13 protein-coding genes are annotated in these 16,835 nt (G+C 55.3%); 9 read left to right on the top strand and 4 right to left on the bottom strand.

What is annotated here, in order from left to right; translation table 11 throughout:
• Nucleotides 1–103 precede the first annotated feature (103 nt).
• The 4 genes from ABVN36_RS02400 to citS form a co-directional block, all read right to left on the bottom strand.
• Nucleotides 104–1,405 (bottom strand): oxalacetate decarboxylase subunit beta, encoded by a 1,302-nt coding sequence (locus tag ABVN36_RS02400; RefSeq protein ID WP_050901197.1) that lies wholly within the window; start codon nucleotides 1,403–1,405, stop codon nucleotides 104–106.
• A gap of 12 nt (nucleotides 1,406–1,417) precedes the next feature.
• Complete coding sequence (oadA, locus tag ABVN36_RS02405) at nucleotides 1,418–3,184, bottom strand: sodium-extruding oxaloacetate decarboxylase subunit alpha (protein WP_114052045.1); 1,767 nt, start codon at nucleotides 3,182–3,184, stop codon at nucleotides 1,418–1,420.
• A 15-nt stretch (nucleotides 3,185–3,199) separates the two neighbouring features.
• Nucleotides 3,200–3,439 carry an oxaloacetate decarboxylase subunit gamma gene (locus ABVN36_RS02410; RefSeq protein ID WP_001001155.1) on the bottom strand — a complete coding sequence of 80 codons (240 nt, stop codon included), beginning with the start codon at nucleotides 3,437–3,439 and terminating at the stop codon, nucleotides 3,200–3,202.
• A 158-nt stretch (nucleotides 3,440–3,597) separates the two neighbouring features.
• Nucleotides 3,598–4,938, bottom strand: a complete 1,341-nt coding sequence (gene citS / locus ABVN36_RS02415; RefSeq protein ID WP_023139015.1) for a citrate/sodium symporter CitS — start codon at nucleotides 4,936–4,938, stop codon at nucleotides 3,598–3,600.
• Nucleotides 4,939–5,182: 244 nt separating this feature from the next.
• Between citS and citC the strand changes: the two genes are divergently transcribed.
• The 9 genes from citC to carB all read left to right on the top strand — a co-directional run bounded on the left by citC (nucleotide 5,183) and on the right by carB (nucleotide 16,644).
• Nucleotides 5,183–6,226: a [citrate (pro-3S)-lyase] ligase gene (gene citC / locus ABVN36_RS02420; RefSeq protein WP_001181445.1), complete on the top strand. Its 1,044-nt coding sequence runs from the start codon at nucleotides 5,183–5,185 to the stop codon at nucleotides 6,224–6,226.
• Between the two features lie 29 nt (nucleotides 6,227–6,255).
• Nucleotides 6,256–6,549, top strand: coding sequence for a citrate lyase acyl carrier protein (citD, locus tag ABVN36_RS02425; protein WP_000691461.1), 294 nt, complete (start codon nucleotides 6,256–6,258; stop codon nucleotides 6,547–6,549).
• Entirely contained in the window at nucleotides 6,546–7,415 is an 870-nt protein-coding gene (gene citE, locus ABVN36_RS02430) for a citrate (pro-3S)-lyase subunit beta (RefSeq protein ID WP_001247811.1), read from the top strand. Before citD ends, citE begins: the two co-directional genes overlap by 4 nt.
• 10 nt (nucleotides 7,416–7,425) lie before the next feature.
• Entirely contained in the window at nucleotides 7,426–8,946 is a 1,521-nt protein-coding gene (gene citF / locus ABVN36_RS02435; RefSeq protein WP_000665573.1) for a citrate lyase subunit alpha, read from the top strand.
• Nucleotides 8,946–9,497, top strand: a complete 552-nt coding sequence (gene citX, locus ABVN36_RS02440; protein WP_000679050.1) for a citrate lyase holo-[acyl-carrier protein] synthase — start codon at nucleotides 8,946–8,948, stop codon at nucleotides 9,495–9,497. Before citF ends, citX begins: the two co-directional genes overlap by 1 nt.
• Nucleotides 9,475–10,383 carry a triphosphoribosyl-dephospho-CoA synthase CitG gene (gene citG / locus ABVN36_RS02445; RefSeq protein ID WP_001103242.1) on the top strand — a complete coding sequence of 303 codons (909 nt, stop codon included), beginning with the start codon at nucleotides 9,475–9,477 and terminating at the stop codon, nucleotides 10,381–10,383. The genes citX and citG overlap by 23 nt, the downstream gene beginning before the upstream one ends.
• Nucleotides 10,384–10,562: 179 nt before the next feature.
• Nucleotides 10,563–11,384, top strand: a complete 822-nt coding sequence (gene dapB, locus ABVN36_RS02450; protein WP_023139014.1) for a 4-hydroxy-tetrahydrodipicolinate reductase — start codon at nucleotides 10,563–10,565, stop codon at nucleotides 11,382–11,384.
• Nucleotides 11,385–12,249: 865 nt separating this feature from the next.
• Complete coding sequence (carA, locus tag ABVN36_RS02455) at nucleotides 12,250–13,398, top strand: glutamine-hydrolyzing carbamoyl-phosphate synthase small subunit (protein ID WP_023139013.1); 1,149 nt, start codon at nucleotides 12,250–12,252, stop codon at nucleotides 13,396–13,398.
• Nucleotides 13,399–13,416: 18 nt separating this feature from the next.
• Nucleotides 13,417–16,644, top strand: coding sequence for a carbamoyl-phosphate synthase large subunit (gene carB / locus ABVN36_RS02460; RefSeq protein WP_023139012.1), 3,228 nt, complete (start codon nucleotides 13,417–13,419; stop codon nucleotides 16,642–16,644).
• Nucleotides 16,645–16,835: the final 191 nt, after the last annotated feature.

The raw sequence follows: 16,835 nt of genomic DNA on the forward strand, positions 1-16,835 counted from the left end.
TCTTGCATTCGGCATCACCGGAACCTGAACCAGTTCATACTTACTTTTCTTTCAGAAAAAATTTGGATGAAAATGGGATACGACATGCGTATCCCATCCACTATTACATCGCCAGCACGTACTTCAGCATCACCCCGGCGGCTATCGCCGAGCCAATCACCCCCGCCACGTTCGGGCCCATCGCGTGCATCAGCAGGAAGTTCTGCGGGTCCGATTCCAGCCCCACTTTGTTCGATACGCGTGCCGCCATCGGCACTGCCGACACCCCCGCCGAACCGATAAGCGGGTTAATTTTGTTCTTACTGCACAGGTTCATCAGCTTCGCCATCAGCACCCCGGCCGCCGTCCCGATACCAAAGGCAATCACACCCAGCAGCAGAATGCCCAGCGTCTGCGGCTGCAGGAACTTGTCCGCCACCAGTTTTGCGCCCACCGACAGCCCGAGGAAGATGGTCACGATATTAATCAGCCCGTTCTGTACCGTGTCGCTCAGACGCTCCACCACGCCGCTTTCGCGCATCAGGTTGCCGAAGCAGAACATCCCCAGCAGCGGCGCGGCGTCCGGCAGCAGCAGCGCCACCAGCATGAGCAACACCACCGGGAAGAGGATTTTTTCCCGCTTACTCACCGTGCGCAGCTGCACCATGCGGATTTTCCGCTCCGTCTCCGTGGTCAGCGCTTTCATAATCGGCGGCTGGATTAACGGCACCAGCGCCATATACGAGTACGCCGCCACCGCGATGGCCCCCAGCAGCTCCGGCGCCAGCTTGCCCGACAGATAAATCGCCGTCGGGCCGTCCGCGCCGCCGATGATGCCGATGGCCGCCGCCTGCGGCAGGGTGAAGGAAATCAGGCCGAAGTAATTCAGCGTCAGCGCCCCCAGCACCGTGGCGAAGATACCGAACTGCGCCGCCGCCCCCAGCAGCAGGGTGCGCGGGTTGGCCAGCAGCGGGCCGAAGTCGGTCATCGCGCCGACGCCCATGAAGATGACCAGCGGCGCGACGCCGGAGCCAATCGCCACTTTATAGAACAGCGCCAGCACCCCCGGTGTGTAGCCCATGTCCACCGCCAGGTTCTCCATCTGGCCCTGCACCGACGGCAGCGCCAGCGCTAATGCCTCTTTAATGGCGTGCACGTCCGGCGCGCAGTTAAGCTTCGCGGCAATCACCGCCAGCTGTCCGGCGTCGTGATGCGCCAGCAGGCTCTCCAGCGCGGTCAGCGCCATGCCCGCTTCCGGGATATTGGAGAGCAGGCCGCCGAAGCCAATCGGCAGCAACAACAACGGCTCGAACTTCTTCGCTATCGCCAGCCACAGCAGCAGCAGGCTCACCAGCAGCATGATGGCCTGGCCTGCGCCAAGGTGCATCAGCCCCATGCCCTGAAGCAGGGCGTTCAGACTTTCCATTTCAGTTCTCCGTTACGCCAGCGTCATCAGGGTGTCGCCGACGGAGACCGCGTCCCCGGACTTCACCGCGATACCGCGTACCGTCCCGGCCTGTGCGGCGCGGATTTCGGTTTCCATCTTCATGGCTTCCAGAATCAGCAGCACATCGCCTTCGGCCACCGTCTGGCCCTCGCTGGCAATCACCTTCCAGATATTGCCCGCCAGCGGCGCGGTGACCGGTGTGCCTGCGCCCGCCGGAGCGGCTGCGGCTGGCGCGGAGGCAGGAACGGCTGCGGTCAGCTGGCTGATATCGCCGCCGTCGCTGACCTTCACCACAAAGGCTTTACCTTCCACTTCCACGGTGTAGATACCGGAAGCGGCAGGCTTCTCTGCTTTTGCCACCGGCTGCGCGGCTTCTGCCTGCGGCAGTGGCTCAAACGCCGCCAGGTTGTGGCGGTTTTCGAGGAATTTGAGGCCGATTTGCGGGAACAGCGCCACGGTGAGCACGTCGTCAATGGCGTTTCCCGCAAGCTGAATGCCCTTCTCCTGCGCCTGGCGCCTGACGTCCGCTTCCAGTTCAGCCAGTTCCGGTTTGAGTAAATCCGCCGGACGGCAGGTCACCGGGGCGCCCCCTTCCAGCACGCGGGCCTGTAACGCGGCGTTCACCGGCACCGGGGTGTGGCCGTATTCGCCTTTCAGAATGCCCGCCGTTTCTTTGGCAATGGTTTTGTAGCGCTCGCCGGTCAGGACGTTGAGCACCGCCTGGGTGCCGACAATCTGCGAGGTCGGGGTCACCAGCGGGATAAAGCCGAGGTCCTCGCGCACGCGGGGGATTTCCGCCAGCACCTGGTCGAGTTTGTCCGCCGCGTTCTGCTGCTTCAGCTGGCTTTCGAGGTTGGTGAGCATTCCGCCCGGCACCTGGGCCACCAGAATACGGCTGTCGTAACCCTTCAGCTGGCCTTCAAAGGCGTGATACTTTTTGCGCACCTCGCGGAAGTAGGCCGCGATGCTCTCCAGCTTCAGGATATCCAGCCCGGTGTCGTGCTCAGTACCTGCCAACGTCGCCACCAGCGCTTCGGTGGCCGGGTGGCCGTAGGTGGCGCTCATGGAGGAAATCGCCGTGTCCACGCCGTCAACACCCGCCTCGATAGCCTTCAGCAGGGCCATCTCCGCCATCCCGGTAGTGGCGTGACAGTGCAGGTGCAGGCGCACCTCAAAACGTTTTTTGATTTCGCTGACCAGCTCATACGCCGCCATCGGCGTGAGAATGCCGGACATATCCTTGATGGCAATCGAGTCAACGCCGGTTTCCAGCAACTGTTCGGTTAAATCCAGCCAGGTCTGCAGCGTGTGCGCCGGGCTGGTGGTGTAGGAGAGTGTGCCCTGGGCGTGCGCGCCGTGGCTGCGCACCGCCTGCAGTGCGGCTTTCATATTGCGCGGGTCGTTCATGGCATCGAAGACGCGGAACACATCCATGCCGTTTTTCACCGCGCGTTCGACGAAGCGCTCCACCACGTCGTCGGCGTAGTGGCGGTAGCCGAGCAGGTTCTGGCCGCGCAGCAGCATCTGCAGCGGGGTTTTGGGCATGGCTTTTTTGAGTTCGCGCAGGCGCAGCCACGGGTCTTCGCCGAGAAAGCGGATACAGGCGTCAAAGGTGGCGCCGCCCCAGCATTCGAGGGAGCCGTAGCCCACGTCGTCGAGCTGAGCGGCAATCGGCAGCATATCGTCAAGACGCAGGCGGGTGGCGAACAGAGACTGGTGGGCGTCACGCAGGACGACGTCGGTAATGGCAATGGTCATGGATCCCTCCGGGAATTAAGCGTTAAGTCGGTGATGGTGAATGGCGGCGGCAATCACCGGCTTTAAGCGGGTGAAGTCGTCCACGACGGGAACGGCGCGCGGTGCGGGCGCGGCGACGGGTTCCGGGAAGAAGCGAGTAATCACGGCAGACATGCCGCGAATGGCGAAAATCAGCAGGAACAGAAAGCTCAGTACGAACCCCATCCCTAAAAACATCAGGGTGAAACCTTCACCCAGTAGTACAGCTTCATTCATGAATCATTTTCCATAATGAGAGGCACGACGGTGGCCTTGACGACAACCTTCCTGGTGAATCCGGCTAAGGAGTAGAGTGGATTTCCCTTGGCCGCCTCTGGCTTTGGCCTCTACTTTTCTCCAGGTCGTTTGCGGCAAAGACACCGCCGTGCGTTTTTTTACACCATCATGCTGAACACGATGCTAGCGATAACCAGCACAATACCGCCGCCCAGACGAGAGGAAATTTGTGCATATGAAATGAGGTTCATACGGTTACAGGCGGAGAGCACTTCCAGATCGCCGGAGCCGCCGCGGTTGGCCATACAAAGACCCGCAGTAATGGATGATTCAATCGGGTAGAAGCCAATCAACCAGCCCCCGACAGCCGCGCCGACGACTGCGCCGACCACAATGATCGCGGCGATAACGACGTTCGCGAACGTCAGGGCATCGATGATCTCTTGCAGATCGGTGTAGCAAACACCCACACCTACCATCAGCACCCACAGCAGTTGTTTGGAGAAGAAGTCAGAAAGACGTTTCGCCCCGGCTTTAATCTCCGGTGAGCAAAGACCTGATGCGTTCAGCGCAGCAACAATCAGAACCATCCAGGCGAAGTAGTGAATAGAGACGCCGCCGATGCTTGGCAGAATTTTCTTGGCAACAACATAGGCCAGCAGGAAGCAGGTGGTGGATAACACCATGCCAACCGCCGTTTCACGATGGGTAATCTGACCGGCCTTTTCATCATCTTCGGTTTTGAAGGAAGCCTTACGAACCAATTCACCTTCACCGCTAAGCCAGGTGTATTTTTTGCCTATCATATCGAGGAGGGCGGCGAAAATAATGGCGAAGATATTCGCAATGGTCAGAATAGCAATAGCCGTTGAGTAATACTCTTCGCGAGAACGTCCGGTAACCGAGTGATAAATTTCAGACAGAGGCACGGCGCCCGCGCCGTTACCACCGCCCATAATCGGCAGAACGTACAGCATCATGATACGGTCGACCGGGATACCGAAGCACAGACCAATGACGATACCGAAAAGGGACGCGCCGACAATCCCGGCGAGGATGGTTGGGATATAGCCCAGCAGTGATTTTAATAGCAGCTTACGGTTTACCGACAGGATCGCGCCTGTGATCAACACTGCGATAAACAGGTTAAGGAAGTTGCTTTTATCCATTACGTTGCTGATCGCATCAATTTCTTTCTGCGTAAATATGCCAGCATAGACAAAATAAGCTGCAACCAGAAATATCATAACCGGTGCGCCGCCAATATATTTATTGAAGATCGGTAAACGTTTGCCGATTTCACCAAAAATGGCCCCCATAACAAACATAAGAGCAAAACCACCGACTAAGTCAGTCGGTATAGCGTTATAGAAATGAGACAGTAATAAAGTAATTAATGCAAAAGCATAAAGCGGTAGCGGCATACCAAAGATTTTGAATCTGAGTAAATCGCCAGCCCCCTTTTTCTCCGTCGCCGAAGCCTGGGTCATGTTGGTCATAAACATTTTCCTGTGTATTGATGGGTAACAAGACCCGCGCATACTAATAAATTCAATGAACCGTGAGATGTGACTATCTTCACTGAATGGTTGTGTTTTTAATTAATTTAATTATTTTTATTAACTCTGGTTAATTAAGGAAATAAAAACCATAAAGCTTATAAAAGCAAGGGGGAAAGTGTGATGTCTATTCCAGACGAGTAATACAAACGCTGGCGAAATATGCGACGTTATTTGCTGACGGATGCAGAATAGAGTGAATCTAATATTTAAACGCATTTATTTGCAAAAGGATGTATTGCGTCGCGAGTCGGTCGCCATGTTTCTGGAGGGCGTGGGACTCGCCCTGGAAGATGATTGTGAAATCGCGGTATGCGCATATTGGCAGGGTGAGATAGTTGGATGCGGCTCGCTGGCCGGAAACGTACTGAAATGCATCGCCGTTTCCCCGGTTTTACAAGGGGAAGGGCTCAGCCTCAAATTGCTGACTGAGCTGCTTACATTGGCCTACGAGTTAAACCGCAGCGAGCTTTTCCTGTTCACTAAGCCGCAAAATCGGTTGCTGTTTTCTGGCGCGGGGTTTTGGCCCATTGCGCAGGCAGGTGAGCTGGCGGTGTTAATGGAGAACAGCAGTGAACGGTTAGCGCGCTTTTGTCGCCAACTGGCGCTTTATCGTCAACCGGGAAAAACGATCGGCGCCATCGTCATGAACGCCAATCCGTTTACATTGGGCCACCGTTATCTGGTGGAGCAAGCAGCGGCAGCCTGTGACTGGCTGCATCTGTTTGTGGTCAAAGAAGATGCTTCATTTTTTTCCTATACCGACCGTTGGGCGCTGATCGAACAAGGAATCGCGGGCATTGACAACGTCACGTTGCATTCCGGCTCCGCTTATATGATCTCGCGTGCGACGTTTCCCGGCTATTTCCTCAAAGAAAAAGGGGTTGTGGACGACTGCCATTGCCAGATCGATCTGCAACTCTTCCGTGAACATCTGGCTCCAGCGCTGGGGATTACCCATCGTTTTGTCGGCAGTGAACCGTTTTGTCCGCTGACCTGTGCCTATAACCAGCGAATGCACGACATTTTACACGATCCGAAGCGCAGCGGCCCGGTTATTGAGGTCGTCGAGCTGGCGCGGGTAGAGAAAAACGGCGTGGCTATTTCCGCCTCTCGCGTCAGAAAACTGTATAGCGAACGTAATTGGCCGGCGATAAGCGCGCTGGTGCCTGTTGGCACCCTGGCATATCTGCAGCGGCATGCCGCCAGACACACTGAAACCATATGACGTAACACCGTTAACAAGGAACATAACTAATGAAAATCATTAAAGATGCCCTGGCAGGCACGCTGGAATCCAGCGATGTGATGATCAGGATTGGTCCATCCAGCGAGCCAGGAATTCGGCTGGAGCTAGAGAGTCTGGTGAAGCAGCAGTTTGGCGCGGCGATTGAGCAGGTGGTTCGGGAAACGCTGGCGAAGCTGGGCGTTGAACGCGCGCTGGTTAGCGTCGATGACAAAGGCGCGCTGGAGTGTATTTTACGCGCCCGAGTGCAGGCGGCGGCGTTACGCGCTGCAGAACAAACGGAAATTCAATGGAGTGCGTTATGAGACCTCGTCGCAGTATGTTGTTTATTCCCGGCGCAAATGCGGCCATGTTGAGCACCTCGTTTGTCTATGGTGCGGACGCGGTGATGTTCGACTTAGAAGACGCCGTAGCGTTACGTGAGAAAGATACCGCCCGTCTTTTGGTTCATCACGCGCTTCAACATCCGTTCTATCAGGATGTTGAAAAAGTGGTGCGCATTAATCCACTGAACACGCCATTCGGTCTGGCCGATCTTGAGGCCGTCGTGCGTGGTGGCGCGGATATCGTGCGTCTGCCGAAAACCGACAGCAAAAACGATGTGCTGGAGCTGGAAGCGCAGGTTGAACGGATCGAACGTGAATGTGGACGTGAAGTCGGCAGTACCAGGCTGATGGCGGCGATCGAATCAGCGAAAGGCGTGGTCAATGCCGTCGACATCGCCACCTCCAGCCCGCGCATGGTGGCAATTGCGCTGGCGGCATTTGATTACGTGATGGATATGGGCACCAGCCGGGGCGATGGCACCGAGCTGTTCTACGCCCGCTGCGCAGTGCTGCATGCGGCGCGCGTTGCGGGTATTGCCGCCTATGATGTCGTTTGGTCGGATATTAATAATGAAGAAGGCTTCCTGAAGGAAGTGCAGTTGGCGAAAGGGCTTGGTTTTAACGGTAAGTCCTTAGTGAACCCACGTCAGATTGAGCTGTTACATCAGGCTTATTCTCCGACACGTAAAGAAGTTGAGCATGCGTATGAGGTGATTGCCGCCGCTGAAGAGGCTGAGTCTCGCGGTCTGGGCGTCGTTTCACTCAACGGCAAAATGATTGACGGCCCGATTATCGACCACGCGCGCAAAGTGGTGGCGCTGTCGGCTTCCGGTATTCGTGATTAAGGAAGGAACCATGAAAGAGACTGTAACCATGCTCAACCAGCAATATGTCGTACCGGAAGGATTACAGCCCTACCAGGGGGTAACAGCGAACAGCCCGTGGCTTGCCAGTGAAACGGAAAAGCGTCGGCGTAAAATTTGTGACTCGCTTGAAGAGGCTATCCGTCGTTCCGGGCTTAAAAATGGCATGACGATATCCTTCCACCATGCGTTTCGTGGTGGCGACAAAGTTGTCAATATGGTGATGGCGAAGCTGGCGGAAATGGGATTCCGCGATCTGACGCTTGCCTCCAGCTCATTAATTGATGCCCACTGGCCGCTTATCGAACACATTAAAAATGGCGTGGTGCGGCAGATTTACACCTCCGGGCTGCGCGGCAAGTTAGGGGAAGAGATCTCCGCTGGCCTGATGGAAAACCCGGTACAGATCCACTCTCACGGCGGCCGCGTAAAGCTGATTCAGAGCGGTGAGCTGAATATTGATGTCGCTTTCCTCGGCGTGCCGTGCTGCGACGAATTTGGTAATGCGAACGGCTTTAGCGGCAAGTCACGCTGCGGCTCTTTGGGGTATGCGCAGGTTGATGCGCAGTACGCTAAATGTGTGGTGCTCCTGACTGAAGAGTGGGTCGAATTCCCCAATTATCCGGCCAGTATCGCGCAGGATCAGGTTGATTTAATCGTGCAGGTGGATGAGGTAGGGGATCCGGAAAAAATCACCGCGGGCGCGATTCGTCTGTCCAGCAACCCGCGTGAACTGTTGATCGCCCGGCAGGCGGCCAATGTGATCGAACACTCAGGTTATTTTTGTGACGGTTTCTCGCTGCAAACCGGCACCGGTGGCGCATCTCTGGCGGTCACCCGTTTCCTGGAAGACAAAATGCGTCGCCACAACATTACGGCGAGTTTTGGCCTGGGCGGGATCACCGGCACCATGGTGGATCTACATGAGAAAGGGTTGATCAAAGCGCTGCTGGATACGCAATCATTCGATGGCGATGCAGCCCGTTCGCTGGCGCAGAACCCGCATCATATTGAAATCTCAACCAATCAATACGCGAACCCCGCCTCTAAAGGCGCGGCATGCGAACGCCTGAACGTGGTGATGCTGAGCGCACTGGAAATTGACGTGAATTTCAACGTTAACGTGATGACCGGTTCAAACGGCGTACTGCGTGGCGCATCGGGCGGCCATAGCGATACGGCAGCAGGGGCCGATCTCACCATTATTACCGCACCGCTGGTCCGTGGCCGAATCCCATGCGTGGTGGAAAAAGTGCTGACTACCGTCACGCCTGGGGCAAGTGTTGATGTGCTGGTTACCGACCATGGTATTGCGGTGAACCCTGCGCGTCAGGATCTGCTTGATAACCTGCGTGCTGCGGGCGTGGCGCTGATGACCATCGAACAACTGCAACAGCGCGCCGAGCAACTGACGGGCAAACCGCAGCCGATTGAGTTTACCGATCGGGTGGTGGCTGTGGTGCGTTATCGCGACGGTTCAGTGATTGACGTGATTCGCCAGGTTAAAGGCTGATGAAGGGCACAGACCTGCTGTACCAGGGCCAGGCAGTTACGCTGGAGGAGATGCTACAAGCGCGCGATAAACGTGCCGCCAGGCAGCGTCAGGCGTTGAACTGCTATCGGCTACCGTTGATTTCCCTCACGCTGGTTGCACCGGGCGCCGTTAAAAACTCAGCGGTCTGGCGGCGTGTCGCCGATTACGCAATTGCCGAAATACTGGCGCTTTGCGAACAGAAGGAGTGGGTCAACGTCTGGGAAATGCAGGTAAATGAACGCAGCGGCCCGGAATGGATGGCAGCGGTCTGTGCGCCAGCAATGGCGTTGAAACAGCACATGTCGACACTAGAGATGAGCCATCCGTTAGGGCGGCTTTGGGACATCGACATTATTGATAGCGACGGTAAGTCGCTATCACGCCGTGAACTCGGGCATCCTGCCCGGCCATGTTTGATATGCCAGCAGGATGCTCATCTCTGTGCCCGGGGCAAGCATCACACCCTTGACCTTTTGTTGGATGAAATTGCACGAAGGATTGAATGCTATGAACGTGAGCGTTGTGACTGAACGGCGTACGCCAGCGTACTCATCGCTGGCGGCTGGCGAACTTAATGGGTTGGTTGCAAGAGCGCTGCTGACGGAAGCCAGGCTGACACCAAAACCCGGTCTGGTCGATATTCGTAATTCGGGAGCGCATAGGGATATGGATCTGGCGGCATTTGAACGTAGCACTACCGCCATTGCTCCGTGGATGGAAAAGTTTTTTATCATGGGCAACAACACGGCGGCGCTGGCGGCAGAAAATGTCCTGGTGATGCTGCGTCCGCTGGGGATGGCCTGTGAGAACGATATGCTACAGGCGACCAATGGTGTGAATACCCATCGCGGGGCGATTTTCGCTTTTGGCCTACTGAGCGCAGCGATTGGCCGACTTCTCGCGCGGGGAGAACCGTTGGAGCAAAATCGTATCTGCGACCAGGTTGCTCGCCTGAGTCGGAATATTGTTGCCCACGAGCTCTCAGCAAGAAAAGCGGGAAAACTGACAAAGAGTGAAACCCATTTCCAGTGTTATGGCCTGTCGGGCGCGCGGGGAGAAGCGGAAAGCGGTTTTCGAACCGTCAGAACGCAGGCTTTGCCGGTGTTTAACCGGGTCGTGCAGGAGCATGACGATACCCATCTTGCCCTGCTGCAAACATTGTTGCATCTGATGGCGTGGAATGATGATACCAATCTGGTGTCACGGGGAGGCCTGGAAGGGCTTTACTACGTGCAGCAGCAGGCACAAAAATTGTTGTGGCAAGGGGGCGTATTGGTTGAGGGGGGCATTGAAGCGATGCAGTCCCTCGATGATGAACTCATCCTGCGTAACTTAAGCCCTGGCGGTAGCGCGGATTTACTGGCAGTGACCTGGTTTTTAAGTCATTTTCCTGCCGGTTCCCTCTATCCTGAGTAAGTTTCTCTTCTTTCATTCTCTCCAGCAATGATTCATCCTGTGGGATGAATCATGTCTTTTACTGATATCGCTCCCTGTTTATCATTAATTTCTAATTATCGGCGATTTTAGATGGCGGCCTCCGGGCGCGCTGGTTACTCTGAAAACGGTTTACGCAATTTTTACAAAAGAGAATAGCTATGCATGAAGCACAAATCCGCGTCGCCATTGCCGGCGCCGGTGGCCGCATGGGACGGCAGTTAATCCAGGCCGCCATGGCGATGGAAGGTGTTCAGCTGGGTGCCGCGCTGGAGCGCGAAGGCTCTTCCTTGCTGGGCAGCGATGCTGGCGAACTGGCGGGGGCGGGAAAGTCCGGCGTGACCGTTCAAAGCAGCCTTGAGGCGGTAAAAGATGATTTTGACGTTTTCATCGATTTTACCCGTCCGGAAGGCACGTTGACGCATCTGGCGTTTTGCCGCCAGCATGGTAAAGGGATGGTGATTGGTACTACCGGCTTTGACGACGCCGGTAAACAGGCCATTCGCGAGGCGTCGCAAGAGATTGCGATCGTTTTCGCCGCAAACTTTAGCGTCGGCGTTAACGTCATGCTCAAGTTGCTGGAGAAAGCGGCGAAGGTAATGGGCGACTATAGCGATATTGAAATTATTGAAGCGCACCACCGCCATAAAGTGGATGCACCGTCGGGTACAGCGCTGGCAATGGGCGAGGCAATCGCCGGGGCGCTGGATAAAAATCTGAAGGACTGCGCGGTCTACTCGCGTGAAGGTTATACCGGCGAGCGCGTACCGGGCACGATTGGCTTTGCGACCGTTCGGGCGGGCGACATCGTCGGCGAACATACCGCGATGTTTGCCGATATTGGCGAGCGCGTAGAGATTACGCATAAAGCTTCCAGCCGCATGACGTTTGCAAATGGCGCGTTGCGATCGGCGTTATGGCTAAAAACGAAGAAAAATGGGCTATTTGACATGCGGGATGTGCTGGGGCTGGATGTATTATAGCGACTAAATACCTTCGTGATGTGGTTGTGGTAATCAAGATTAATTGATTACAAAGGGCAATATATTATTGCCCTTTTGTTTTTTTTGCCCCCCGGTTATTCGGTCAGATAAATAACGCCTTTCGCCATTCATGTTTCGACAGTTTCTTCGCCCACGACATGTTCTGCCGCAGCGGCTTACCGTATGCAAAAGGCACCTCGACCAGACTAATAAGACTGATATCCATCGGGGGGTTAGTGCTGTTCCACGGGATCGTTTTATCTCTTTTACTTCAATGGGTTAGCTTTTTTATGCTGTAGTGAGGCTGGTTGTGTTCCAATCGTATGCGCTAGTCTTAAAGAAAAAGAAGTTGGATCTTTATATCGCGATTGTAATTCTTATTACATTGTCTTAATTTGCTGTTTTTTGTTGGTTTTATGATGAATTTGTTTTATTTTTTATATTTTTAACATCTTGATTTTTAAAGTGTTTTTGTAGTTAATTTGCTTAATTTTGGATTTTTTATGAATTTAATGACATTGATGACTATTAAATGAGTTTTTATCGTTGTTTTTTGTTGTTTTAATGTGAAATTTGACCATTTGGTCCACTTTTTATCATGCCAGCCAGTTTTTTGCGAACTCAAGGAAGCGCAAGCGTTTTCTATCGTCACTTAGTTGATCTTTTTGCCTCTTAAACAGAATAACTTACTTATAATGTGCAAAATAACATAAAAAATACCCTCTTTAAGTTGACTTTTATCCGGCTTAACTTCAGAATGCCGCCGTTTGCCAGAAATCCACGGGTAAGCAAATTTGCATTGCTTCATACTGACTGAATGAATTAATATGCAAATAAAGTGAGTGAATATTCTCTGGAGGGTGTTTTGATTAAGTCAGCGCTATTGGTTCTGGAAGACGGAACCCAGTTTCACGGTCGGGCCATAGGGGCAACAGGTTCGGCGGTTGGGGAAGTCGTTTTCAATACTTCAATGACCGGTTATCAAGAAATCCTCACTGATCCTTCCTATTCCCGCCAAATCGTCACTCTTACTTATCCCCATATTGGTAATGTCGGCACCAATGAAGCCGATGAAGAATCTTCTCAGGTTCATGCGCAAGGTTTAGTGATTCGCGATCTGCCGTTGATTGCCAGCAACTTCCGTAACACCGAAGACCTCTCTTCTTACCTGAAACGCCATAACATCGTGGCGATTGCCGATATCGATACCCGTAAGCTGACGCGTCTGCTGCGTGAGAAAGGCGCACAGAACGGCTGTATCATTGCAGGCGATAGCCCGGATGCGAAGCTGGCGCTGGAAAAAGCGAAAGCATTTCCTGGACTTAACGGTATGGATCTGGCGAAAGAAGTGACCACGGCGGAAACTTACCGCTGGACGCAGGGTAGCTGGACGCTGAAAGACGGTTTACCAGAAGCGAAATCTGAGGATGACCTGCCGTTCCACGTGGTGGCCTACGATTTTGGCGCCAAGCGCAACATTCTACGTATGCTGGTGGATCGCGGCTGCCGCCTGACGGTGGTGCCAGCGCAGACCTCTGCTGAAGAGGTGCTGAAAATGAATCCGGACGGCATTTTCCTGTCGAACGGCCCTGGCGACCCGGCCCCGTGCGACTACGCCATCGACGCGATTGAGAAATTCCTCCAGACCGACATTCCGGTATTTGGCATCTGCCTCGGCCATCAGCTGCTGGCGCTGGCGAGCGGTGCGAAGACCATCAAGATGAAATTTGGTCACCACGGTGGTAACCACCCGGTGAAAGACCTGGACAGAAACGTGGTGATGATCACCGCGCAGAACCACGGCTTTGCGGTTGATGAGGACTCGCTGCCAGCCAATCTGCGCGTAACCCACAAGTCGCTGTTCGACGGCACCCTGCAGGGCATTCACCGTACCGACAAACCGGCGTTCAGCTTCCAGGGACACCCGGAGGCGAGCCCGGGCCCGCACGATGCGGCGCCGCTGTTCGACCACTTTATCGAGCTTATTGAGCAATACCGTCAGTCCGCGAAATAATCAGGAGTAATAAGAGCCATGCCAAAACGTACAGATATAAAAAGCATCCTGATTCTGGGCGCGGGCCCGATTGTTATCGGTCAGGCGTGTGAGTTTGACTACTCCGGCGCTCAGGCGTGTAAAGCGCTGCGCGAAGAAGGCTACCGCGTTATTCTGGTGAACTCCAACCCGGCCACCATCATGACCGACCCGGAAATGGCCGATGCCACCTACATCGAGCCGATTCACTGGGAAGTGGTGCGCAAAATCATTGAAAAAGAGCGTCCGGATGCAGTGCTGCCGACCATGGGCGGCCAGACCGCGCTGAACTGCGCGCTGGAGCTGGAGCGGCAGGGCGTGCTCGAAGAGTTCGGCGTCACCATGATTGGCGCCACCGCCGACGCCATTGATAAAGCCGAAGACCGTCGTCGCTTCGATATCGCGATGAAGAAAATTGGTCTCGACACCGCGCGTTCCGGTATCGCGCACACTATGGAAGAAGCGCTGGCGGTTGCCGCTGACGTGGGCTTCCCGTGCATCATCCGGCCTAGCTTTACCATGGGCGGCACCGGCGGCGGTATCGCTTACAACCGTGAAGAGTTCGAAGAAATCTGCGAACGCGGTCTGGACCTCTCGCCAACCAACGAGCTGCTGATTGATGAATCGCTGATCGGCTGGAAAGAGTACGAGATGGAAGTGGTGCGTGATAAAAACGACAACTGCATCATCGTCTGCTCCATCGAAAATTTCGATGCGATGGGCATCCATACCGGCGACTCCATCACCGTGGCGCCCGCGCAGACTCTGACCGATAAAGAATACCAAATCATGCGTAACGCCTCGATGGCGGTGCTGCGTGAAATCGGCGTTGAAACCGGCGGTTCCAACGTCCAGTTTGCAGTGAACCCGAAAAACGGTCGTCTGATCGTTATCGAAATGAACCCGCGCGTATCCCGCTCCTCGGCACTGGCGTCGAAAGCCACCGGTTTCCCGATTGCCAAAGTGGCGGCCAAACTGGCGGTGGGTTATACCCTCGACGAGCTGATGAACGACATCACCGGTGGCCGTACGCCGGCCTCCTTTGAGCCATCTATTGACTACGTTGTCACCAAAATTCCGCGCTTTAACTTCGAGAAATTCGCCGGTGCCAACGACCGTCTGACCACCCAGATGAAATCGGTCGGGGAAGTGATGGCGATTGGCCGCACCCAGCAGGAATCCCTGCAAAAAGCGCTGCGCGGCCTGGAAGTGGGCGCCACCGGTTTCGACCCGAAAGTCAGCCTCGACGACCCGGAAGCGCTGACCAAAATCCGCCGCGAGCTGAAAGATGCGGGCGCTGATCGTATCTGGTACATCGCCGATGCCTTCCGCGCAGGCCTCTCCGTCGATGGCGTGTTCAACCTGACCAACATCGACCGCTGGTTCCTGGTGCAAATTGAAGAGCTGGTGCGTCTGGAAGAGAAAGTGGCGGAAGTGGGCATTAACGGCCTCAACGCCGACTTCCTGCGTCAGCTCAAGCGTAAAGGTTTTGCCGATGCGCGTCTGGCGAAACTGGCGGGCGTGCGTGAAGCGGAAATCCGCAAGCTGCGTGACCAATACAACCTGCATCCGGTCTACAAGCGTGTGGATACCTGCGCGGCGGAATTCGCCACCGATACCGCCTACATGTACTCCACTTATGAAGATGAGTGCGAAGCGAACCCGTCCGTTGACCGCGACAAAATCATGGTCCTCGGCGGCGGCCCGAACCGTATCGGCCAGGGCATTGAGTTTGACTACTGCTGCGTACACGCCTCGCTGGCGCTGCGCGAAGACGGTTACGAGACCATCATGGTCAACTGTAACCCGGAAACCGTCTCCACCGACTACGACACTTCCGACCGTCTGTACTTCGAGCCGGTCACGCTGGAAGACGTGCTGGAAATCGTGCGCATCGAGAAGCCGAAAGGCGTTATCGTGCAGTACGGCGGCCAGACGCCGCTGAAGCTGGCGCGCGCGCTGGAAGCGGCAGGTGTGCCGGTAATCGGCACCAGCCCGGACGCCATCGACCGCGCGGAAGACCGTGAACGCTTCCAGCATGCGGTTGACCGTCTGAAGCTGAAGCAACCGGCCAACGCCACCGTCACCGCCATTGAACAGGCTGTCGAAAAAGCGAAAGAGATCGGCTACCCGCTGGTGGTTCGCCCATCCTACGTACTGGGCGGCCGCGCGATGGAAATCGTCTATGACGAAGCCGACCTGCGTCGCTACTTCCAGACGGCGGTCAGCGTCTCTAACGATGCGCCGGTGCTGCTGGACCGCTTCCTTGATGACGCGGTTGAAGTGGACGTGGACGCTATCTGCGACGGCGAAATGGTGCTGATTGGCGGCATTATGGAGCACATTGAGCAGGCGGGCGTACACTCCGGCGACTCCGCCTGTTCCCTGCCAGCCTACACGCTGAGCCAGGAAATTCAGGACGTGATGCGCCAGCAGGTGCAGAAGCTGGCCTTAGAGTTGCAGGTGCGCGGCCTGATGAACGTGCAGTTTGCGGTCAAGGACAACGAAGTCTACCTGATTGAAGTCAACCCGCGTGCGGCGCGTACCGTACCGTTCGTCTCTAAAGCCACCGGCGTGCCTCTGGCGAAAGTGGCGGCGCGCGTGATGGCCGGCAAATCGCTGACCGAGCAGGGCGTGACCAAAGAAATTATCCCGCCGTACTACTCGGTGAAAGAAGTGGTGTTGCCGTTTAACAAATTCCCGGGCGTTGACCCGCTGTTAGGGCCAGAAATGCGCTCCACCGGGGAAGTGATGGGCGTCGGCCGTACCTTCGCGGAAGCGTTCGCTAAGGCGCAGCTGGGCAGTAACTCCACCATGAAGAAACAGGGCCGTGCGCTGCTCTCCGTCCGCGAAGGCGACAAAGAGCGCGTGGTGGATCTCGCCGCCAAGCTGCTGAAACAGGGCTTTGAGCTGGATGCCACCCACGGTACGGCGATTGTGCTGGGCGAAGCCGGTATCAACCCGCGTCTGGTGAACAAGGTGCACGAAGGTCGTCCGCACATTCAGGACCGTATCAAGAATGGCGAATATACCTACATCATCAACACCACCGCAGGCCGCCGCGCGATAGAAGACTCCAGGGTGATTCGCCGCAGCGCGCTGCAGTATAAAGTGCATTATGACACCACGCTGAACGGCGGTTTTGCCACGACGATGGCGCTCAATGCCGATGCCACCGAGAAGGTAACCTCGGTGCAGGAAATGCACGCGCAGATCAAAAAGTCGTAAACCAAGGGGCCGGCGGATATTGCTCTAACCGGACCAGTAATATAATGTTGAAAGGGTTTCTGTAAAGAAACCCTTTTTTTATCTTGCGTAAGGTCATTCCTGGAGAAGTCCGTTTCCGTAACCACATTTTCAATGTAATAAGCACGATATTGCTCACACTAATCAATATTTAAGTCGCATACTATCTTGCA

Origin of the sequence: Salmonella sp. SJTUF15581 (genome assembly GCF_043356775.1) — a bacterium.
Classification (GTDB): Bacteria; Pseudomonadota; Gammaproteobacteria; order Enterobacterales; family Enterobacteriaceae; genus Salmonella; species Salmonella enterica.